Origin of the sequence: Cohnella nanjingensis (assembly GCF_014212125.1) — a bacterium.
In the GTDB taxonomy this organism is placed as follows: Bacteria; Bacillota; Bacilli; order Paenibacillales; family Paenibacillaceae; genus Cohnella; species Cohnella nanjingensis.
On record NZ_JACJVP010000001.1, the window covers coordinates 56,877 to 79,820 of the forward strand.

At 60.7% G+C, this 22,944-nt stretch carries 12 protein-coding genes; all 12 read left to right on the plus strand.

Features of this window, described 5'->3' with window-relative positions:
- Window positions 1-556: 556 nt before the first annotated feature.
- On the plus strand, window positions 557-8,449 hold the full coding sequence (locus H7C19_RS00250) for an S-layer homology domain-containing protein (protein ID WP_185140555.1): 7,893 nt from the start codon (window positions 557-559) through the stop codon (window positions 8,447-8,449).
- Between the two features lie 101 nt (window positions 8,450-8,550).
- Window positions 8,551-9,753 carry a HupE/UreJ family protein gene (locus tag H7C19_RS00255; protein WP_185140556.1) on the plus strand — a complete coding sequence of 401 codons (1,203 nt, stop codon included), beginning with the start codon at window positions 8,551-8,553 and terminating at the stop codon, window positions 9,751-9,753.
- A 29-nt stretch (window positions 9,754-9,782) separates the two neighbouring features.
- Complete coding sequence (locus tag H7C19_RS00260) at window positions 9,783-10,856, plus strand: permease (RefSeq protein ID WP_246469222.1); 1,074 nt, start codon at window positions 9,783-9,785, stop codon at window positions 10,854-10,856.
- A gap of 4 nt (window positions 10,857-10,860) precedes the next feature.
- Complete coding sequence (locus H7C19_RS00265; protein WP_185140557.1) at window positions 10,861-11,877, plus strand: TIGR03943 family putative permease subunit; 1,017 nt, start codon at window positions 10,861-10,863, stop codon at window positions 11,875-11,877.
- Between the two features lie 36 nt (window positions 11,878-11,913).
- Entirely contained in the window at window positions 11,914-12,783 is an 870-nt protein-coding gene (locus H7C19_RS00270; RefSeq protein WP_185140558.1) for a hypothetical protein, read from the plus strand.
- A 121-nt stretch (window positions 12,784-12,904) separates the two neighbouring features.
- Window positions 12,905-13,858: a DNA-binding transcriptional repressor DeoR gene (deoR, locus tag H7C19_RS00275; RefSeq protein WP_185140559.1), complete on the plus strand. Its 954-nt coding sequence runs from the start codon at window positions 12,905-12,907 to the stop codon at window positions 13,856-13,858.
- Window positions 13,859-14,177: 319 nt separating this feature from the next.
- Window positions 14,178-15,974, plus strand: a complete 1,797-nt coding sequence (locus tag H7C19_RS00280) for a sensor histidine kinase (RefSeq protein ID WP_185140560.1) — start codon at window positions 14,178-14,180, stop codon at window positions 15,972-15,974.
- A complete protein-coding gene (locus tag H7C19_RS00285) occupies window positions 15,967-17,553 on the plus strand; it encodes a response regulator (RefSeq protein ID WP_185140561.1) in 1,587 nt (528 codons plus the stop codon). Before H7C19_RS00280 ends, H7C19_RS00285 begins: the two co-directional genes overlap by 8 nt.
- A gap of 143 nt (window positions 17,554-17,696) precedes the next feature.
- Complete coding sequence (locus H7C19_RS00290; protein ID WP_185140562.1) at window positions 17,697-19,028, plus strand: ABC transporter substrate-binding protein; 1,332 nt, start codon at window positions 17,697-17,699, stop codon at window positions 19,026-19,028.
- A 69-nt stretch (window positions 19,029-19,097) separates the two neighbouring features.
- Complete coding sequence (locus H7C19_RS00295) at window positions 19,098-19,979, plus strand: carbohydrate ABC transporter permease (protein WP_185140563.1); 882 nt, start codon at window positions 19,098-19,100, stop codon at window positions 19,977-19,979.
- Window positions 19,976-20,794 carry a carbohydrate ABC transporter permease gene (locus H7C19_RS00300; protein WP_185140564.1) on the plus strand — a complete coding sequence of 273 codons (819 nt, stop codon included), beginning with the start codon at window positions 19,976-19,978 and terminating at the stop codon, window positions 20,792-20,794. Before H7C19_RS00295 ends, H7C19_RS00300 begins: the two co-directional genes overlap by 4 nt.
- Before the next feature lie 18 nt (window positions 20,795-20,812).
- On the plus strand, window positions 20,813-22,942 hold the full coding sequence (locus tag H7C19_RS00305; RefSeq protein WP_185140565.1) for an alpha-galactosidase: 2,130 nt from the start codon (window positions 20,813-20,815) through the stop codon (window positions 22,940-22,942).
- Window positions 22,943-22,944 lie beyond the last annotated feature (2 nt).

Here is a 22,944-nt window from a genome sequence, read left to right on the forward strand (position 1 = left end):
GTTTCTAGTAACTTAGGGATTGGATGGAAGGGGAGAGATAAGCTGGATATGAAACGAAAGGTGACATGTCGCGGCGATTTATAGATTGTCGCTAACCGGTTGCCCTCTGCGTCCCCCTCGCGTGAATGAAGTTTACACAAAAATTGAAATCCATCGCTTTTCGCTCGTTTCTTTGCTTTACAAAGGCCAATTCGATGACATATATTTGTTACCACAGTTGTCATTTGATAAATTGCATGAATTACAAATGTTCACAACTCTTCAAAATGAAAGCCGCGCTGTGCATTTATCCCTCCATAACGACCTCAATCCGAAACGACGGGGCACGAAAAATAACTTTTCCGCGTTTACAATGGCAAAATAATCTCGTGTTATAGTTGCCGTTGTGCAAGACTACAATTTTGTTCAAACGCAATTTAACAAATGTAGAGCATCGACAAATGACATCAGAGGGGTGCGCAGCGATAAGTTGATTCCGATGCGAGAGACCTACAAGTTTGTACAGGGGACTTAGAAATAGGAGTATGCGACAACTATTCATAGGAGGCATTCATCCATGCAGCGAGCCATTCGGAAATACAAGAAGCTCCACGCGATCGTCATGGCCGTCGTGATGCTGGTCGCCGTCATGTTCCCGCCGGGTCTGATTCAGCGGGCAAGCGCGGCAGGCGAAGAGGAGCTGATCTATTGGAGCGGGGCGACGACCAGCGATACGACTCCGTATGAGATCCCGGCTACGCGCGCCAACGCTGGGAACGCGGCGGCGAAGATCACGATCGTCGGCGCCAAACTGGTCGCAGCCGCAGCCGGGCCTAAGACAGACAAGGTAGCGGGAGGCAATACTTGGACGACGGCTCCGGCCTACTGGACGGCTATGATCGACACGACCGGCTACCAGAACATTCGCGTGTCCTCCAGGCACTACAGCAGCGGCACCGGGCCGAAGGATCTGTTGCTCCAATACAGTCTGGACGGAACCGCTTGGACCGACGCGACGAACGGCGCGATCACGGTCGGCAACGCTTCATGGTCGACCGGCGGCGTGCTGAGCAATGCGGAATTGTCCGCCGACGCGAACGACAAGCAGACGGTCTATGTTCGTTGGCTCGTCAATTCGACTGTCTCCGCCAGCGGGAGTACTCTGGCTGCGGGCGGGACGAGCCGCATCGCGGAAGTGTTCGTCATGGGCACCTCGATCGCGGAGCCGGGCAATCCGGCGCCGGACAAGACCGATATGCCGGTCGCGGGCAAGATCGCCTTCAGCGACAATTACAAGACCGTGACGGGAGCGGCCGGTGCGGTCGCGCCGGGGGCAACCGTCCTATTCTCCTTGGACGGCAAGACGCCCGCCGGCTCGACGGTCGCCGATGCGACCTACGGCTCGTTCAGCTATGATCTCGACAATCCCGCGAAGCTGACGACCGTGTATGTCTCGGCCGTAGAAGGGACCAAAGCGGAAAGCGAAAAGGCAACGGTGGCGATTCCCAAATCGGCCAAGCCGGCAGCCGGCAAAATCACGTTCGCCGACACGAAGAAAATCAGCGGGTCGGCCGGCGCCGTGACGGCAAATGCTAGCGTGATCGCGTACGTGGACGGCGCCGTTGCCGGAACCGCGACGGCGGCGGCGGACGGCTCGTTCGGTCTCGATCTGCTCAATCCGAACGACAAGCCGCAAGTCGACGTAGCCGCGAAGGAAGCCGGGAAGCTGGAGAGCGACAAAGTCACCGTCAGCCTGCCCGATACGTCCTCCTATCGCGCCGGAGACGTGGTGATCAGCCAGTTCTATCCGAACGGCGGCAACAGCGGGGCTTTCTACAAAACGAAATTTTTCGAACTGTACAATACGACCGATCGCGATATCAGCTTCAACAACCTATGGACGATCGGTTACGCTTCCGCCACCGTGACGTCCTTCTCGGCCGGCACGGCGCTGTCCGGCACGATTAAGGCGCACGGCTATTACCTGATCGCGAGCAGCAGCAGCACCGGGACCGTCGGGGCCGAGCTGCCCGTATCCGCCGATCAGACGGCGTCGCTGAATCCGAGCGGCAGCGCGGGCGGACACCTCTTCATCGCCCACAAGACGGGCGCCGTCAGCGACGATGCGGATCCGGATCTGATCGACCTCGTGGCGTTCGGCAACGGCACGGCCGCGTTCAAGCTGGATACGTCCCATTGGGGCGCTCCGTACTTCGTCACGAACGTCGGCAGCGGCACGGTACTGCGCAAGACCGGCATCGGGTCCGATCCGAGAGCGGCCTTCGGCCTGGGCAACGGCTTCTTCTCCAAGGATCCGTCCAAGGACTTCGTCATGAACATTCCGGCGCTCACCGCCAGCCCGAACGAGGTGCTGGTTCGCAATTCCAAGTACATGGCGGCGCCGAACGCGTCGAAGATCGCCTACGCGAACGTCTCCGGTGTTGCTTCGGTGACGGGGGCGGCGGGCGCAGTCCCGGCTTCGTCCGTCGTGAAGGCCTATGTCGAAGACGGAGGCGCACCGACGGTAGCGGGGCAGACGACCGCCGCGGCTGACGGCTCATTCTCGATCTCCTTCGCGGACGCAGGGAGCACGCACGCCTCCGTGTACTTGACGCATACGGATGTCTACAACGAGAGCTTCTATACGCGCCTCGACGCGCCGGCTAATCCGAACGCGGTCGTCGCGATCGCCGATCTGCGCAAGCAGGACGCCAGAGGCGTACCGCTGAACGCCGGCTATCAGGCGACGATCCAGGGCGTGGCTACGAGCGGCAACCAGGCGCTTGGCACGGAGAAGACGAACTTCTACCTCCAGGACGCGACGGGCGGCCTGAACGTGCTGGGCGGGCAAAGTCCCGCAGTGCCGATCGTGAAGGACCACGCGTATCGGATCACGGGACGCGTCGTCTTCACGGCGGGCACGACCCAATTCGTGCCTACGGCCATCGCGGAGACGGACGCCGCTGCGCTGCCGGCTGCGACCGCGGTCACGCTGGACAAGCTGGGCAGCTATGCGACGGCCGAGCCGCTCGAAGGCAAGCTGGTTGTCTTCAAGGCGAAGGTGTCCAATATTCCCGCGAGCGGGCCGGATTACAGCCTCACGGTCACGGACGAATCGAACCAAACGGCGATCGTTCGGGTGCTCGGCTCCTCCGGTATCGACGTAGCAGGCGGCGCGATCGTCCTGGGCGAGACGTACACCTTCACGGGCATCGTCGGCCAGTCCAAAGGGGCGGCGCCTTATACGAGCGGCTATTACCTGCTGCCCCGAAACGCCAACGATATTCGCGGGCAACTGCAGCTGAACCATACGCCGTTAACGAAAGCCTACATCGGCACGGATGTCGTCTTCAAGGCGACCGCGAAGTACGCGGACACCGTCACGCTGTATTACAAGGGAACCGGCGATGCGACCTATACGCCTGTCTCTATGCTTTCCGCCGATAAGCTGAACTATAACGGCATCATTCCGAAGTCGAGCTTACCGTCCGGCAAACTGCAATACTACATGGAAGCGGTCGGGAGCGGCGATACGCTGCGCGTAGGATCCGACGCGGCGCCGATCGCGATCGACGTCGTGGAGGACACGGACGGTCCGGTCATCTCGAACGTCCTTCCGGCCGAGAACGACGAGGTCGAGACGCAGCATCCGGTCATCTCCGCCGATTACGAGGATCCGAACGGCATCGACACGGCCGCTATGAGCATCCGGATCGACGCCGCGGATTATACGTCCCTGGCGACGATTACGGACACGTCCGTCAAGCTGACGCTGACGACGGCAAACGATCTTAGCGTCGGATCGCATACGGTTACGATCACGACCCGGGACCTGCTCGGGAACGCGTCGACCAAGACATGGAGTTTCAAGGTGGCCGAGCGATTCACGGGCGGCACCCATTATTACGGGACGACGCACAACCATACGAACATCTCGCACGACGCCGCCGGCGCTCCGGAAGACGCGCTGAAGGCGGCCAAATATTACGGATACGACTGGTTCGCTTTCTCCGACCACTCCCATGACATCGACGCTTCGCTGGTCGGCACGGACACCGTGCAGCACAAGGGAATGCCGGAGCGGACGGGCGGTTCCGACTGGCAGCTGACCAAGGAATTGGCCAAGCAGTACACGAAGAACGGCGACTTCGTCGTGTTCCCGGCGTTCGAGATGACGTCCACGACGTGGGGTCACTCCAACGTATTCGGAACGGACAACTTCATCGACCGCAAGCAGGATGGCGGCAAGTATCAGGATCTCAAGAGCTACTATGCCTGGGTGCTGACTTACGACAATATCGTCGCGCAATTCAACCACCCGGGAATGTCGGCCAACGCGTTCGACAACTTTATTCCGTACGACAAAAACGTGGACAAGCTGTTCACGATGCTCGAGGTCGGCAACGGTTCGGGCAAGTACTCTTACGTCAACGTTCAAGACAAGTTTTTCAACGCGCTGGATCTGGGATGGCATATCGCGCCGACTTACGGCGAGGACAACCATGACGCCACTTGGGGACAGACGAAGGACCGCACGGTCATCGTCGCCAAGGATCTCAGCCAGGAATCGCTGCTCGATGCGATGCGGAAGATGCGCGTATACTTCACCGAGGACCCGAACGCCAAGTTGGACGCGACGGCCAACGGCTGGTATATGGGCTCGACGGTCGATTCCAAGACGCTGAACTTCGACATCCACTTGAGCGACGACGTCTGGGAAGAGAAGAGCGATCCGCACTACAGCTATCTGAAGACGGCCACCGACGACAACATCCTGAAGGCGGAGCTGATCACCAACGGCGGCACGGTCGTCGATTCGTACGTGCCGTCCGGCAAGACGACGTCTCTCCACTGGACGCCTTCCGCTACGGTGATGGGCGGACAGCAATGGTTCGTCGTCCGGATCACGCAAGCCGACGGGGACCGCATCTACTCGGCGCCGTTCTGGTCGCCGGAAGTGCCGGTATCGGTCAAAGTCAGCAATGTCACAATCGCGGAAGGCGCGGTCATCGGCGGCGTTCCGGCGACGCTCCAAGCGGGACTCTCGAACATGGGAACCGTCGACGTGACGAATATCAAGGCCAAATTCTACTACGACGACTTGAGCCACCCGATCGGCGAGGCGGATATCGCCTCTCTCAAGGTCGGCCAATCGGCGACGTCGAGCGTGGTCTGGTCCGCTCCGGCCGTGGGCAACCGCACGATCATCGTCGCGTTGACCGCCGATCAGGATCTGGGCGACTACAAGTATCGGCAGAGCGTCTCCGTCAAAGCTCCCTTGGGCAAGACGATCCTGATCGACGCTTCGAAGAACAACGAGAACACGACCAAGGACGCGGGCACGTACAAAGACAACCTAAAGGCGTTTACGACCTTGATGAGGCAGCAGGGCTATACCGTCCTGGAGAACGCTCCGGCTCTCACGGATGCCGCGCTCCAGAACGTCAGCGTTCTCTATATCTCGCACCCGGCATCGGCTTACGGCACGGACGAGATTGCGGCGATCAAGAAGTTCGTCGACGGAGGCGGAGCGGTCTGGTTCTCGGAGAAGAGCAACTTCGGCAGTAGCTCCAACCAGAATCTGAATCCGATCCTGTCGGCGATCGGCTCTACCATTCTCGTCAACAATGACGGGATCGCGGACGAGACGAAGGAAGGGAACTTCTGGAGCACGCCGCTCACCTCCAACTATTCGGTACGGCTCCACCCGACGCCGGTCGGCAACAAGCTGACGGACTTCGCGTCGACGCTCGAATATTACAGCGGATCGAGCTTGGCGAAGAACGACGGCTCGAGCGGCAAAGTCGCCTTGACGGACAGCGGCAGCGTCACGATCCTGGCGCGCGGCAACGAATCGACGTTCCAGATCGCGGGCGGCCAGATCAAGGCGGATACGATGAAGTATAACGTCGTCACGTCGCCTGCGCCGGCCGGTCTGACCGGGGGCTCGGCTATCCCGGCGATCGCTTCCGAGACGCTGAGCGGAGGCGGACGGATCATCGTCTCCGGCATGAACGTCTTCAACGACAGGCAGATGGACGAGAGCTTCAACGAGAAGGGCAACAACGAATTGGCCCTGAACGCGATGACGTGGCTCTCCCGCATGGAGAAGCCCGTCACGCCGATCGGAGAGGCGCGCAAGCTGCAGGAAGGAACCGAAGTCGTCATTCAAGGCAAGGTGACGACGGCGGCCGGCGTATTCTTCGACGCCGCCTACGTGCAGGACGAGACGGGCGGCATCATGGCGTTCAACGATGTTCCGGAAGGCACTCTGAAGCTCGGGGATACCGTCCGTGTGTACGGACACATCAAAGTGTTCGAGAACAACACGGAGCTCGAGTTCGATAAATTCGCGAACAGCGTCGTCTGGATCGGCGCAGGCGATCCTGTCGATCCGTCGCGCGTCAGCACGAAGGACTCGGTATCCGATGTCTATCAAGGACGTTTGGTAAAGGTGACGGGTACGGTTACCGCCTTGCCGGATGCGGACTCGATCATCCTGAACGACGGATCCGGGGACGTGCTGGTGTTCGTGGACGGCTTCATCGCGAAGCAGAGCGGTCCGATCCCGACCCTGAAAGTCGGAGATCGGCTCGAAGCGGTCGGATTGTCCGGGAAGTACGCCGAGGGCGACCGCATCCGGGTGAGAGATACGAAGGAATTGACCGTCGTTGCCGACTCGACCGCGGCGGAAGTGGCAGCTTCGATCGCCAACATCGCGCAGCCAGCCGTCAACGCGACGCAGCTGGAACTGCCGAGCGTGCCTGCCGGGTTCGCGGTGAAGATTCATTCGACCAGCGAACCGACGGTCATCGCCGCGGACGGCACAATCGTGCCTCCCGCAGCAGAGACGGCCGTGAAGCTCGTGCTGACCGTTACGAAGCTCTCGGACGAGACGACGGCGGACACGCGGGAGCTGGAAGTGACCGTGCCGGCGAAGCTGATCGTGCTTACTCCGGCGATCGTGGCGGCCGGCATCACAAGCATTCCGTCGCCTGCGAAAGACGCGGTCAAACTCGAGCTGCCGGGCGTACCTGAAGGCTTCGCGGTTGCGATCAAGACGTCCGGCGATCCTTCGGTCATCGGCTTGGATGGATCGATCGTGCCGCCGAGCGCGACGATCTCCGTAGGGCTGGTGCTCGTCGTGACCCGACTGTCGGACGGTTCGCATGCGGACACGGCGGAGATTCCGGTGATCGTGCCGGCGATGACGACGGAACCGAGTCCGGATCCGTCGCCGACACCGACACCAACACCGACACCGACACCGACGCCGACGCCGACACCGACGCCGACACCGACACCGACACCGACGCCGACACCGACGCCGACACCGGTGCCGACGCCAACACCGACGCCTCCGGCACAGGGGACCTATGTCGTAACGGCCGATCAATTGAAGGCCGCCCTCGGCGGAACGGCGACCGTGAACGTGCCGGCAGGCACGACCGAAGTGAAGTTGCCGGCCAACGCCGGAGAGCTGCTGGCGAACGGCAAGCTTGACGTGAACGCTGTCGGCGTGGCCGTGCAAATGTCTTCCTCCTTATTGAAGCAACTGGCCCGGTCCTTTACGGCCGAGGAGCTGAAGACGGGCACGATCTCGCTCAAGATGGTTCCGTTGGGCCAAGAAGAGACGCTTCGTCTGGTGGCCATGAGCGGCAAAGCGACGCATGCGGATGTTCGATCCTTCGGGAAGATCTACGATCTCGGCTTGTCGCTCGCTTCGGCGAACGGCAAGACGGAGAAGCTGACCCGATTCGATCAGCCGATCACGATCCGGTTGAAGGCGGAGAAGGGGATCGATCCGAAGCTGGCGGGGATCTACTACATCGCCGACGACGGCGCGCTCGAGTTCATCGGAGGGAAATACGAGAATGGCGAATTCGTCGCGCAGATCCATCATTTCAGCAAGTACGCGGTTCTTCAACTGAGCAAGACGTTCACTGACGTTCCGGCGACTCACTGGGCTGCCGGCATCATTCAGCAGCTGGCCGCCAAGCTGATCGTGAACGGCACGGGGGGATCGAAGTTCGAACCCGGCAAGCTGGTCACCCGTGCGGAATTCGCTTCGCTGCTGGCCGGCGCGCTCAAGCTGAACGCGTCTTCGCCGGCGCCGTTCGCGGACGTCTCCCCGAACGCTTGGTACGCCAAAGCGGTCGCGGCCGTCTACGAGGCGGGCATCGCGACCGGCAAGAGCGCATCGGCGTTCGATCCGAACGGCTCGATCACCCGCGAGGAGATGGTCGTCATGACAGCCAAGGCGTACGAGAAGCTGACGGGCCAGAAGCTCCCGGCCGCAGCCGGAACGCCGTTCAAAGACATGAATCAAGTAGCGCCTTGGGCGGTTGATTACGTCCGGGCCGCGTCTTCGCTCCAACTGGTCAAAGGACGTTCCGGAGACTTGTTCGCGCCGAAGGGCGTGACGAACCGGGCGGAGGCTGCGCAAGTGATCTACAACCTGCTCCGCTAATCGCACATCACTAGCTTCACCTAATGCGAAGAGGATGCCATTCGGCGAATGGCATCCCTCTTGGCTTTTATCCATCCGATTCGAAGACATGGAGGTTCGTTATGGCCCAGCCCTTTCGGCTTTCGTTCCGCAGTTGTTTCCTTCTCGCGGCCGTCTTGGCGTTCGTCTTGCTTCCCTTCAACCGTTCGGCCAGCGCCCACGCCTATAGCGCCGCTTACAATACGCTTACGCTGACCAAGACGCAGTCGGTCATGACGTACGCTCTGGACGAATTGTCCGCGATCGAGTTGGCGGGCGGAGACGCGAACGGCGATCACATGTTGGATGCCGATGAATTTAATGCCATTAAGGACAAGCTGGCCGATCTCATTCAACAGCATATTGTCTTCCAAGTAGGCGGGGAGACGCGACCTTGGATCTCGCTCGAGCGCTTCGACTTGGTGAGAGAGGGGGATGCGTCCAAAGTCGTTCTGAAGGCCATCTATCCGCAGGCGGCGGCGTTCCAATCCGTCTCGCTGCGCGACGACCTCTACCGGAACGATCCGCAGACGAATTACGTCGACCTGCTCACGATCCAATACGGGGCGCAGACCAGCACTTCCGCATTGTCCGGCAAGGAACGCTTGTGGGTGATGCAGCTGACGGATGCCGACTATGCGAGCCTGCCGGAGGATGCGAACCCGGCAGCCGGCCCGGTTGCTTCGGCCGGTTTGGACGAGCCTTCGGCCGACGGCTCCTCGACGTCCTCGGACGCCCTGTCTGGGTGGCTATCCTTCTTCAAGCTCGGGATTCATCATATTCTGGGCGGTTACGATCATCTGCTGTTCCTGTTCTCGCTGCTCATCGCCCGTCAGACTTTCAAGCAATACGCGGCGATGATCACGGCATTCACGCTGGCGCACAGCTTGACGCTGACGCTGACCGTGCTGGGCGTCATCGACGTATCGCCGCGATTCGTAGAGCCCGCGATCGCGCTCAGCATCTGCTACGTGGCGCTGGACAATATTTTGCGTCCTAACGTCTCCTACCGATGGGTGTTGACCTTCGCCTTCGGCTTGATTCACGGGATGGGCTTCGCCGACATCCTCAAGGGGATGGAGATCCCGCGCAGTCAGCTCGTGGTCGACTTGACCAGCTTCAATCTCGGGATCGAGACGGTTCAGCTCGCCATCGTCGGCGTCCTCATCCCGCTGCTCTACTGGCTGCATCGCTACAGGCATGCCCGCCGGTTCGTCGTCGCAGGGTCCGGCGCGGCGCTCCTTCTCGGCGGCGCTTGGCTGTTCGAACGTCTATTTCTAGCCTAATGGCATCCGACACCGAGGAGGAGCTTCACATGCGGCAAGCTGCCGTTCGGACCGGGCCGCGCCGGTCTCATGCCAATCTGTTCGTCGCGCTGGGGCTCGCCGTCGTTTGCGTACTGTACTTTTTGTCCAGCCATGCGCCAGGCGACGCGCTGAACGACCCCAAGCTGCAAATCTTCAAAACGATGTTCATCAGCGTCATTCTCGAGGCCATGCCGTTCATCCTGATCGGCGTCCTGATCTCGGCCGCCCTGCAGGTATTCGTCTCCGAAAGGCTCATCCGCGGCATGATTCCGAGGCATCCGGTATTAGGCATTCTCGCCGCCGGCGCGCTGGGGATTCTCTTCCCGATCTGCGAATGCGGAATGGTCCCGGCGATCCGGGGGCTGATCCGGAAGGGGATGCCGCTGCATGCGGCGTCGACCTTCATCCTGGCGGGGCCTATCCTGAACCCGATCGTATTCTGGTCGACGCTCACGGCGTTCCGCGCCCGGCCGGAGATCGCCTACGCGCGGATGGGGCTGGCGTTGGCGGTGGCGCTGGTCGCCGGCCTCGTCATCTATCGCTTCGCCGGCAAGGACGCCCTAAGAGAGACGGGGCACGGCCGCAACGCCATTTCGGAGCGGAAGCGCGGCTCGGACCCGGCCGGCGCGAACGACCGCGGCGCCCGGCGAAAGGCGCCTTCAAAACTCGCCAAGCTCTCGGATATGATGGGCCACGCGGTCGCGGAATTTTTCGAGATGGGCAAATATCTGATCTTCGGAGCGATCGTCGTCGGCTTGCTGCAAGCTTATGTGCCTCAGGGCCAGCTCGTCGCGCTGGGGCACGGAGAGGGCGGCTCCATGCTGCTCATGATGGGGCTTGGCTTCATCTTGTCGCTCTGCTCGACCTCGGACGCGTTTGTCGCCCAATCTTTCCTGACGACGTTCTCCGCCGGTTCGCTCGTGGCGTTTATGGTGTTCGGGCCGATGCTGAACCTGAAGAGCCTGCTCATGATGCTGGCCGTGTTCAAGACAAGATTCGTCCTGGTGCTCGCTTCCCTGGCGTTCGTCCTCGTCTATGCGGGCGCCTGGTTGCTGGGCGTTTGGATGCGGGGAGGGGGCTGAGGGCATGAAGATCCATTGGAACGCGGAATCGGCGCATCACGGGCTGAGGGCGGGCATTCTGCTCGGCTTCCTCATCTTGATCCTGCGACTGCTTGCTACGGGCGACATGCTGCTGTACATCGCGCCGCATCTGTTGATCTACGTCGAATTCGCCGCGGCCGGCTTGTCGCTGCTCGCAGCATTCCAAGCCTATATCGCGGTCGTCTCGCTCCGCCGTCCCGCGGTGCTGTGCGATTGCGGTCATGACCACGATCACGAGCACGATCATGATCGCGTCCTCGAACACGGTCATGATCACAGCCATGAACACGACCATGATCACAGCCATGAACACGACCATGGACACGGACTTGACGGACACAGCCACGAGCTGCCGCGATCCATCGGCAAGCTGGCGTTCATTTACGGTCTATTCTTGCTGCCGCTGCTGCTCGGCGCGATCGTGCCGAATTCGGCGCTGGCCGGAACGCTGGCCCAGAACAAAGGAATGAATCTAGGCGGCGCGGGCTGGAAAGGCGGCGGCGCTCCCGGGGATCTGGTGGAGCTGGAGGGCGAGGCCGATCCCGACGTCAAGCGGCTGTTCAAGACGAGCGTGTACAACAAAGATTACGCGAAGCTGGGCGTTCTCCTCTACCGTCAGGACGAGATCGAGATGAAGGACGAATGGTTCATCGAGAAGCTGCAGGCGATGAACATGTTCGTCGACAATTTCCATGGCAAGCGAATCCGCATCACCGGATTCGTCTACCGCGAATCCGGTCTGGCCGCGACGCAATTCATCGTCGGCCGGATGGCGATGACCCATTGCATCGCGGACGTCTCTCCTTACGGCATCATCGCGGAATCCGCCGACGCCGCCCGGTATGCCAACGACGCTTGGATTACCGTGAGCGGCACCATCGACGAGACGTCTTTCCAGGAACGCAAAGTGATCCGGATCGATGTCGATTCCGTCCAACCGGCCAAGGCGCCGGGCGTGCCGTACGTGTATCCCGATTGGAACTTCGCATCGAAAATCTAAAGCGCACAAATCCGAAACCAAGACGGAGGGTCAATCATGATTCTTAATCTAAGCAGCTTGGCTATTCTCGCGTTGGCGACGGCATACCTTCTGTTGAACCTGAACAAACGCAGGATGCAATTGAGCGAGGCGTTCGGCCTGACGGCGCTCCATGCGCTGGCGTTCGTATCCGCCGCGGCCTTCGGCGTGGTCGCCGTGCAAGCTTTCGAATACCGTCTCTATCCGGCGTTGGCGGCCGCTTTGATTTTTGCGTGCCTGGTCGGCGCCGCCGGAGGCCGGGCGTTCGGCCGGCCGGCTGCGGTCCGGGCGGCACTCAACGGATGCTTAGGGGCGATCGCGGCGGTCGCCGGAGGGATGACGATCTTCGCCAATGGCCAGGTGACCTTCGCGGCGGATATCGTTGCGATCCTCCTCTTGTTCCTGCTGCAGAAGGCAATCGATTGGCGCGCGGGGAAGGGCGCGGCCGGCGCGAAAGGCAAAAAAGCGTCCGGACCGGCGGCGAAGCCGTCGACCGCGCCGACGATGCTGTACGCGGCGGTCGTGATCGCCGCGGCGGCCGCTCTGTTGCTTGGGCAAGACCGCATCGCCGTCGGACAGTTTGGCCAGCCGCAGCTGCAGCAAGCCGTCCTCGACGAAGACAACAACCTTCAGTCCGCCACGATCGAACTGGGCGCGACGGGCTTCAGCCCGAAGAACAGCGAATTCGCGACCGGCGCCATGGCGAAAGTCGTGATCCGCGTCGATCGGGCCTCGGATGCCGGCCGGAAGCTGATCTGCAAGAGTTTGGATATCGAAGCGCCGCTGAAGCAAGGCGATAACAGCTTTCTCCTTAACCACCCTCAACCGGGCATCTACGCGTTCGAATTGGACGGCGGCGGTTACCGGGGGACCTTCACGGTCAAATAATTGGCTGGCCTAAGGCAATTGCCCCATTTCCAAATCCTAGGTATAATGAAGCGGATATCAGAGCATCACGCCGCTTCGTTGATCCGGATGACGAATGTGCCAAGGGAAGAGTGAAGGAACCATGTCCGAAGAGCGAACCGACGACAAACTGAGCCGAATGATCGACATTGCCAAGCTGTACTATCATCTGGACCATAGCCAGCAGGAGATCGCGGACAAGTTCGGCATCTCCCGCCCGACGGTGTCCCGCTTCCTCCAGCAAGCCAAGGACGAAGGCTACGTGCAGATCAAGATTCTGGATCCGAACGAGAACAACGGGGCGCTGGCGGCGCAGCTCGAACGGAAGTTCGGCCTGAAGAAGGCGATCGTCGCCTCCGTCCCCCAGTACGAAGACGTCATCGTCAAAAAATATTTGGGCATCGCTGCCGCCGACTATCTGAGTCAGACGGTCAAGGAAGGCGACATCCTCGCCATGACCTGGGGGACGACGTTGTACGAAGTCGCCGTCAACCTGCCGGGCAAGCTGCTGAAGGATGTAAAGGTTGTTCAGTTGAACGGCGGCATCAGCCATTCGGAGACGAGCACCTACGCGCACGAGATCGTTCATTTGTTCGGCAAAGCCTTCCATACGACGCCGTACTTCATACCGCTGCCGGCGATCGTCGACCACCCGGTCGTGAAACAAGCGGTCGAATCGGACCGGCATATTCGCAACATTCTGGAGCTGGGCAAACGCTCGAACGTCGCGATCGTGACGGTCGGCGCCCCCACGGAAGACTCCGTCCTGATCAAAGCGAATTACTTTACCGAGGCGGATCTCGAGATCATCCACAATCGGGGCGCCGGCGATATCTGCTCGCGGTTTATCGACGTCGAAGGGAATATCGTCGCAGAGGCGCTCAACCAAAGGACGATCGGGATCGACTTGGACGAACTGAAGCGCAAGGAATGGTCCATCCTGGTGGCCGGCGGCGCCAAGAAGGTAGACGGCATCTACGGCGCGCTGCGCGGCAAATACGCGAACGTGCTGATCACCGATCAGTTCACGGCGGGGTACTTGGCCGACCGCGAATAACCGAATATCGGAGCGGGCATCGACCGCCGGCAGAAACGACTTTTCCGCATTCGGAAAAGTCGTTTTTTCGGTTTTGGGGTCGACGAAGGTACTCCCGTCTGCCTCGCCTGCCCGCTAAATCCCCGCCGAAGGCAAGCCAACCCGAATCGAAAGCGCGTTTCGCGCAAAAAATTGAACATCCGCAACACCATTCGTTGAATTGTGTTTGCCCTAGCGAACTGCTAATATATTGGTCGCGCAACGGCTGCCAGTACATTAGCCTAACGGCGATCCGATATGGCCAGGCATTCCAGCAACCGACGACGGGAGCGAGACCAACATGTTCAAGTGGTTGTTCGTGAATCGGAGTATCCGCACCAAGATCGTCTGGAGCAGCGCCGTCATCTCGCTCATCCCGATGCTGATCCTGTCGTTTCTGTTCTATCGGTCCAGCACGCGTTCGCTGGAGCAGACGCTGGTTCGCAGCTCCGAGCAGAACGCCGATTATTTGTACAGCGACATGGACGATTATTTCCGCAATTTCTCGGCTTCCGCGCTGCAGATCTACGGTTCCGGCTTCTCCCGGATTATCAGTCTGATGGAGCACGGCGCGGACTACAACAACGCCGAAGTTCTCAACCTCAGAGACGCGCTGGTGAATTATTACTCGCTCGTCGTCAACAAGAACAAAGACATCATCAAGATCATGATCTACGGCGAGAACAATGAGCTGAAGGATTCCTGGTCGCGGGCGTCCAGCTACGGCGCCATCCGTCTCGGGCCGGACACCCCGCACTTCCCGGAGCTGCTCGATCTGCCGTTCCAGCATTCGCTCATGTTCTCGTACCGCGAACCGGTCATCAACGAAGACCTGTTCGCCTACGCCATTACGATCTACGACCCTTTCTATCGGAAAAAGTTCGGCACGATGGTCTTCTTCGTCCGGCAGAAAGAGCTGGCCAAGAAGATCGAAGCCGTGAACCGGGCGCCGAACGTCATCGTACTGCAGAACGCGTACGGAGAGACGTTCTATCGGACGAACGGCACGTACAAGGAGGCGGAGTCGCCGTATCGCCGGCCGGAGACGCCGCCGGCGGAGCCCGCGCGCCAGATGAAGTTCACGGGAGCCAAGGACCTGCTCGTCAGTACCGCCGCGCTGGACAATGCCAATGTCGGCCTTACGATTCTGTATCCCGCTTCCGAGCTGGCGCAGAACCGTCAGAACACGCTCAACCTGATCGTCGGCGCGATCTTGTTCGTCATGCTCGTCGTGATCCTGTGCTCTTACCTGGTGCAGCGATACATCACGAAGCCGATCCAATTGCTCGGCCACGCGATGAAGGCCGTGCGCGCGGGCAACTTCCACGCGACGCTGAAGCCCAAGCGCTACCGCGACGATCTCTCCGAGCTGATGAGGAACTTCAACTTCATGACCGACAAGATCCGGGAGCTGATCGAGCTCGAATACCAGACGCAGCTGCGGAACAAGGAAGCGCAGATCCTCGCGCTCCAGATGCAGATCAATCCGCACTTTCTCTACAATACGCTCCAGACGATCGGGGGCAAGGCCGTCCTGATCGGCGATTACGAGATTCACGAGATGTGCCGGGCGCTCGCCGACATGTTCCGCTACAGTTTCTATGAAGGCAATACGGCGTCGACCATCGGCATGGAGCTCGTCCATGTCAATAACTACCTATATATACAGCAGTTGCGGTTCGAGGAATCGCTCACCACGGAGTTCGACGTCCCCGCCGAATTCAGGGACGCGGCGATCATCCGCTTCGTTCTTCAGCCGATCGTGGAGAACGTCATCGTGCACGCTCTGGAGCGGAACGGCGGAGAAGCGCTGGTCATCCGGGCGACGGCCTACCGGGAAGACCAGTCGGCGGTCATCGTATTGAGCGACAACGGACCGGGCATCGCTGCGGACAAGCTGGCCGCCATTCGGCAAGGGCTGAACCAGCGCTCGCTCGAGATCTTCTCGGGGGTCTCGATCGGTCTCAAGAACGTGCACGAGCGGATTCGCCTCGTCTACGGCGAACCGTACGGACTGGCGATCGAGAGCGAGCCGGGTCAGGGGACCACGATCCGAATCCGAATTCCCTACGAGAAACGAGGAGAAGATCATGTATAGAATTATGGTCGTCGACGACGAGGCGCCGGGACGCAAAGCCATCGTCAAGATGATCGAGGAATTGGATCTGGACGCCGAAGTCGTCGCGGAGGCGAAAAACGGGGAAGAGGCGATCGGCCTCATCCGGATGAACAAGCCCCACATCGTCGTCACCGACATGAACATGCCGATCATGAACGGCCAGCAGTTCCTGGAACGGCTGCACCGGGACTTCGAAGAGATCAAGGTCGTCGTCATCAGCGGGTACTCGCAATTCGAATATTTGAAGGCGGCTTTGACGTACCAAGCCTGCGAGTACGCGCTGAAGCCGGTCTCGATGCCGGAGCTTCGCGAAGCGCTCGGCAAGGCGATCCAGGCCGTGCGAGACCATTCGAACCGGCAGCTCGAGAAGCAGTCCTCCCGGGACATCCTGAAGCTGAGGACCGAGGTGTTCCTGCAGCACGTCGCGGGACGGCGAATCGCGAACGCCGCGGATATTCGGCGGCAGGCGAGAGAGCTCGGGATTCCGCTGGAAGCAGACGGGTACCGGGTGGCCGTCTGCCAGATTCGCCAGTTCCAGGAGATCGCGCGATTGAAGTTCCACGGCAATGCGGACTTGTACATGTTCGGGCTGGAGAACGTCTTGGGCGAGGTGCTGCAGGACGGAGGAGCGCTCCTGTACAAGACGGACGATCGTTCAAGGCTGTGCCTGATTCTGCCGGGTTCGGCTTATCCGGACCTGCGCGCGGGGGAAGCGCTCGGCGCCTTCCACCAAGCCGTCCATCAGACGCTGGGCGGAGACGTCGCGGTCGGACTGAGCCCCGCTTTCGCCGGATTAGAGGAGCTGCCGGACGCATACCAAGCGGCAATCTCGGCGCTGGGCGGCTGCAAGTTCGCCTATACGGGGTTGTCCGTCTGTGCGGCCGAGCCCGACCGCGCCGCCCCGATCGAGCTGATGGCGTCGTTCGATCTGAAGCGGCTGTCCCAGGCGTTCGGCGCCGGCAACGCCAAGGACGTTCGCTGGATGCTCGATGAATTCGTCCGCAAGCTCGGAGACCGCCCGGAAGCGACGATACGCGATGTACACCGGGAGCTGTCTCGAATGGCGGAGCTGGCCGCGTCCGAGATGCCGGGCGTCGATCCCCGGCACGAATCGTTGTTCGAACCCAGATCGATCGGCACCGTCATGGAGGCGCGCGCGCTGGGCAGCTATCTGGACCGGCTGGCCTCGGCCGCAGAAGAATTCGCGTCGAACCGCCGGGACGAACCGGAGTCAGAGCGTACGATCCGGGACATCGTGCAGTATTTGGACGGGCATTACTTCGAAGACGTCAGCCTGATCGATATCGCCACCCGTTACTACATGGATCCGAGTTACCTCAGCAAGCTGTTCAAGTCCGTCACGGACGAGAACTTCATCGAATACGTCACGCGCAAACGAATGGAGAAGGCCTGCGAGCTGCTCCGTTCCCCGGAACGGAAAATCGGCGACGTCGCCGAGCTGGTCGGCTACGAGAACCAGCGGTATTTCAGCCAAGTGTTCAAGAAGTTCACCGGTCATACCCCCTCCGAGTACCGCGAGTCGCTGGACCGGTCCTGAACGGCCCGCATCGGCGGGTTTCGAACAAAAATATGAACAAACGTCCCCCAAATTATTGGATTACGCATCGTTCCCTCGCTAGGTAAGATGAGGGACAGAGCAAGCACTTCGCTCCGACTCTATCGAAGAAGAGGGGATACAAAATGAAAAAGACAGTAAGCCTTGGCGTCGGCGCGGCGCTGCTCACGCTGTCCTTGGCCGCTTGCGGCAGCGGGAACGGCAACGATGAAGCCCAGAATACGCCGTCGGCCAGCGGCAGCGCTTCCGCATCGCCTTCCGCTTCCGCTGACAACGGCAAGCCGGTCACGATCACCTTCATGCACTTCAAGAGCGACTTCACCGACGGAGTGGCCAAGATCGTCGAACAGTTCGAGAGCGAGAATCCGAACATCAAGGTCGACGTTCAACCCGTCAAGTACGACGATTACTACACGCTGCTCAAGACCAAGCTGGCGGGAGGCGACGTCGTGGACGTGTTCACGCTGAACGCCGGCGCCCAGACGAAGCTGTTCTCGGACGGCGGTTATCTGGAGGAGCTGACGGGCAAGCCCTTCCTGGCCGACTTCGACGAGAGCGTGCTGAAGGCCCAATCGACGGACGGCAAAAACTTCATCTTGCCGTTGAACGCGAATCCGATCGCGGTGTTCTACAACAAGAAGATGTTCGGCGACCTCGGCATCCAGATTCCGCGCACGTACGACGCGATGATCGCCGCCGCGCAGAAGATCAAGGAAGCCGGCAAGACGCCGTTCGCCCTCGGCTGGAAGGATCCTTGGACGCTCAGCATGTGGCTCACACGCGATATGCCGAGCAATTCCGCCCTCGTCTTCAACCAGCCCGACTTCTTCGAGAAGCTGGAGACCGGTTCCGCCAAGTTCGCGGACAATCCCGCGACCAAAGTGATGCTCGAGCACGCGCAGCAGCTGTTCGACTTGGGCAACAAGGACCAGCTGGGCGTGGACTACAACGGCGCCGTCGATCTGTTCGCCAAGGGCGACGTCGGCATGATGTACATGGGAACGTGGCCGCTCGCGGACATTCAGAAGAAAAACCCGGAGCTGTACGACAACATGGGCTACTTCCCGTATCCGTTCAGCAACGACGAGAGCCTGAACAAGCTGGAGTTCAATCCGGACGCCTCGCTCGCCATCAGCAGCAAGTCCTCGCACAAGGAAGCCGCCGAGAAGTTCCTGACCTTCCTGGCGAGCAAGGAAGGCGGAGACCTGGTCGTGAAGAACATTAATACGCTTAGCTACGTCAAGGGGACGGACACGAACATCGCACCGGCGGTCAACGATCTGAAGCCGTACTTCGACAAGGGCGAGATGTACGATTCGCAGCTGTACCTCGCGAAGACGACCATCGACTGGGGAACGCCGTTCACGCAAGCGATGCAGAAGATGTTCTTCAAGAAGTCGACGATCGACCAGGCCATCCAAGAGATGGACGCATGGGTCGCGAAGAATCATAACTAAGCTAATAGAAAGAGAGGAGCGGCGCGGGCATCTGTCCTGTGCCGTTCCTCTTCCGAAAGGAAGTGCGCGATGAACAGCTTGAGACGATCGCTCCGCGGCGAGTCCTGGTATCTCTTGTTCCTGCTGCCGGCCGTCCTCTTGTTCCTCCTGGCGGTCGTCATCCCGCTGGCGACGGGACTGCGATATTCATTCTCCAATTGGGACGGCGTGTCCCCCAAGATACACTACATCGGATGGGATAACTACGTGAAGGCTTTCCGGGATTCAGATCTATGGAGAGCGTTGTGGAACACGTTCAAATATGCCCTGATCCTGACGTTGCTCGTCAACGTCCTGTCGATGGCGTTGGCCTTGCTGCTCGACAACTATTTGAAGTTCAGAAACGTATTCCGCACCATCTTCTTCCTGCCCAGCGTCATCTCGATCGTGCTCTCGGGGTTCGTCTGGGGCTACAACTACAGCCAAGGCTTCCCGCAGCTGTTCAGCCGCTTCGGGATCGATATGACCAGCCCGCTCGGCAATCCCGACTACGCCATGATGGGCTTGATCATCGTGGCGCTCTGGCAAGGCGTCGGATCGCCGATGATCATCTACATCGCGGGTCTCCAGGGCATCCCGGGCGAGCTCGTCGAGAGCGCGAAGATCGACGGGGCGGGCACTTGGAAGGCGTTCCGCCACATTACGTTCCCGCTGCTCGCGCCCGCCGTGACGATCAACCTGCTGCTCGTGCTGACGGGCGCGCTTAAGGTGTTCGATCTGGTGTACGTGACGACGAAAGGCGGGCCCGCCTTCGCTACGGACGTCATGTCGACCTATATCTACCGCACTTCGTTCGACAACTTCAAGGCGGGTTACGGCATGACCTTGTCGGTTATCTTCTTCCTCGTGCTCGTGGTCGTCACCGTCGTTCAAGTCGGAATATTCAGAAGAAGGGAGGTCGACATGGGATGAGACCGGTCCGAATCCTGATCTTCGTTATCGTCTCGTTGCTGGCGATCGCGTTCGTCTTCCCGCTGTACGTCGCGGTGCTGATGGCGTTCAAGTCGGCGAAGCAAACGTTCGATTCCTTCTATGCGTGGCCGTCCAGCCTCGACTTCGCCAACTTCGTTCACGCCTGGGAGACTTCGGAGTATCCGAAGGCGATCATGAACAGCCTCATCGTCACGGTCCTCTCCGTCGCGCTGATCGTGATCGCGTCCGCCCTCGCCGGCTATTCGATCGCGAGGCGCAACAAGCCGTTCTACAACGTCGTTTTCCTACTGTTCCTGTCGGGGATGATGGTGCCGTTCCAAGTGACGATGCTCCCGCTCTACAAGCTGGGCAAGTCGCTGCACCTCGTCAACAGCCATTGGGGAATCGCGCTCATCTACGGCGGCTTCGGCGTGCAGATGGGCGTGCTGTTCTTCTCCGGCTTCGTTCGCGGCATCTCCCGCGAGATCGAAGAGGCGGCGCGGATCGACGGCTGCTCGACGCCGGGCATCTTCTTCCGCATCGTCCTGCCGCTGCTCAAGCCGGTCACGGCGACCGTGCTCGTGCTCAACGTGCTGTACATTTGGAACGACTTTCTGCTGCCGCTGCTGTATCTTCAGGACAAGCAATTCCGCACGATCCCGCTGCAGCAATATTTCTTTTTCGGCCAGTACAGCAGCGATCTGAATCTCGCCTTCGCCTATGCGGTCATGGGCATGGTTCCGATCGTCGCCTTTTTCCTGTTCATGCAGAGATTCATCATCAAGGGCATCGCGGCTGGCGCGATCAAAGGGTAACCGCAAAGGAGAGTCTTCATGGCAATCATCTATCACGAGGAAAAGAAGCTGTTCGAGCTCCGCACCGCGCGAACGACCTACCTGTTCGGCTTGAACGGAAACGGCGCGTTGCAGCATCTGTACTGGGGGGAGCCGATCGCGGCGGCCGAGGCCGCGGAACTGCTGCAGGCGCGGTCGCACAGCTCGTTCGACGCGGCGGTCGACCGCGAAGCCGAGGAGTACGGCGGCTGGGGCGGCGCGAGCTATGCGGAGCCCGGACTTAGGGCGACATTCGCGGACGGCGTCCGCGACCTGCAACTGCAAGCCGTCGGGCATGCGATCGAAGGCGAGGAGACGCTCGTCCTTCATCTGAAGGACAGCCATTACGAATTGCATGTCGATGTCCGCTACAAGATCGTCGACCGGCACGATCTCATCGAACGTAGCGTCTCGATTCGCAACGGGGAAGCGTCGCCGGTCCGCATCGAGCAGGCGATGGCCGCCTTGTGGTCGGTCGGCGGTCTGCCCGACTATCGTTTGACGCACGTCACCGGCCGTTGGGCCGGCGAGTACCAGCTAAGGTCCAACCTGCTGTCGGAGGGCAAGAAGGTGCTCGAATCCCGCCGGGGATTCACGGGTCCGCACGCCAATCCTTGGTTCGCGATCGACGACGGCGGCGCGAGCGAGACGAACGGCCGGGTATGGTTCGGCGCGCTCGCCTGGAGCGGCAACTGGAAGCTCGTATTCGAGCGGACGACGTTCGGTGGCGTGCGGATCGCCGGCGGGGTGAACGACTTCGACGGCGCGTTCGCGCTCGCGCCCGGCGGGACTTACGATTCGCCCGTCTTCGTCGGCGGCTATGTCTCCGGCGGCTTCGGCGAGATGAGCCGCGTGCTGCACCGCTACGAGCGAGAGGAGATCCTGCCATCGAGCGGGCCGCGCAAGGTGCTGTACAATTCGTGGGAGGCGACCGAATTCGCGGTCAACGTCCGGGATCAGCTGGCACTGGCGGAGCGAGCCGCGCGGCTCGGCGTCGAGCTGTTCGTCGTCGACGACGGCTGGTTCGGCGAGCGGAATAGCGACCGGGCCGGCCTCGGCGACTGGCGGGTCAACGCCGAGAAGTTCCCGAACGGCCTGGATGAGCTGATCTCGGCGGTGAAGGACAAGGGAATGGCGTTCGGACTCTGGGTCGAGCCCGAGTCCGTCAACCCGGACAGCGACCTGTTCCGCGCGCACCCGGATTGGATCTACCGGTATCCGACGCGGCAGAGCACCCCGCTGCGCAACCAGTATCTGCTGAACCTCGGCAAGCCCGAGGTGAAGGCGTTCGTATTGGACTTCATGACGGAGTTGCTGTCCAAGCACGACATCTCGTTCATCAAGTGGGACATGAACCGCACCGTCACCGAGCCGGGCGAATCGGGGGACGCGGTGGCGGAGCATTCGATATGGACTCGGCACGCGGAGAATCTGTACGCGATCTGGGCGGAGCTCAGGCGGCGGTTCCCGCACGTCGCGTTCGAGACGTGCGCGGGCGGGGGCGCCCGCATCGACCTCGGCATCCTGCGCTATGCCGATCAAGCCTGGATCAGCGACAACACCGACGCCCGGGATCGGTTGACGATCCAAGAAGGCTTCACCTACGCTTACAGCCCTTCGGTCATGATGTGCTGGGTGACGGAGGCGCCGAACGGCTTCAACGGCCGAAGCTTGCCGCTCTCGTACCGGTTCCGCAGCGCGATGATGGGGGGACTTGGGATCGGGGCGAATATCGGCAAGTGGACGGATCAAGAGATGGCGGAGGCGGCGCGGTACGTGGCGCTCTACAAGGAGATTCGGCACGTGGTGTCCGAGGGCGAACTCTACCGGCTCGAATCGCTGCGTCATTCCAACGTCGCGGCGTACGAATACGTGAGCCGGGACGGCGGCGAAGCGGTCGTGTTCGCGTTCCTGCAGTCCCAGCACTTCGGCGGGACCGTGCGCCGGCTCCGCCTCCGCGGATTGGACCCGAACGCCGTCTATGAAGTGAAGGACGACGACACCGCCGAATCGACAATCGGGCACGGCTCGACGCTGATGCATCTCGGCCTCCCGCTCGCGCTCCGGGGCGACTACGACAGCTGGCTGCTGCGTCTGCGGCGGGTCGACGCTTCGGCGAAGGAGGCGTAACG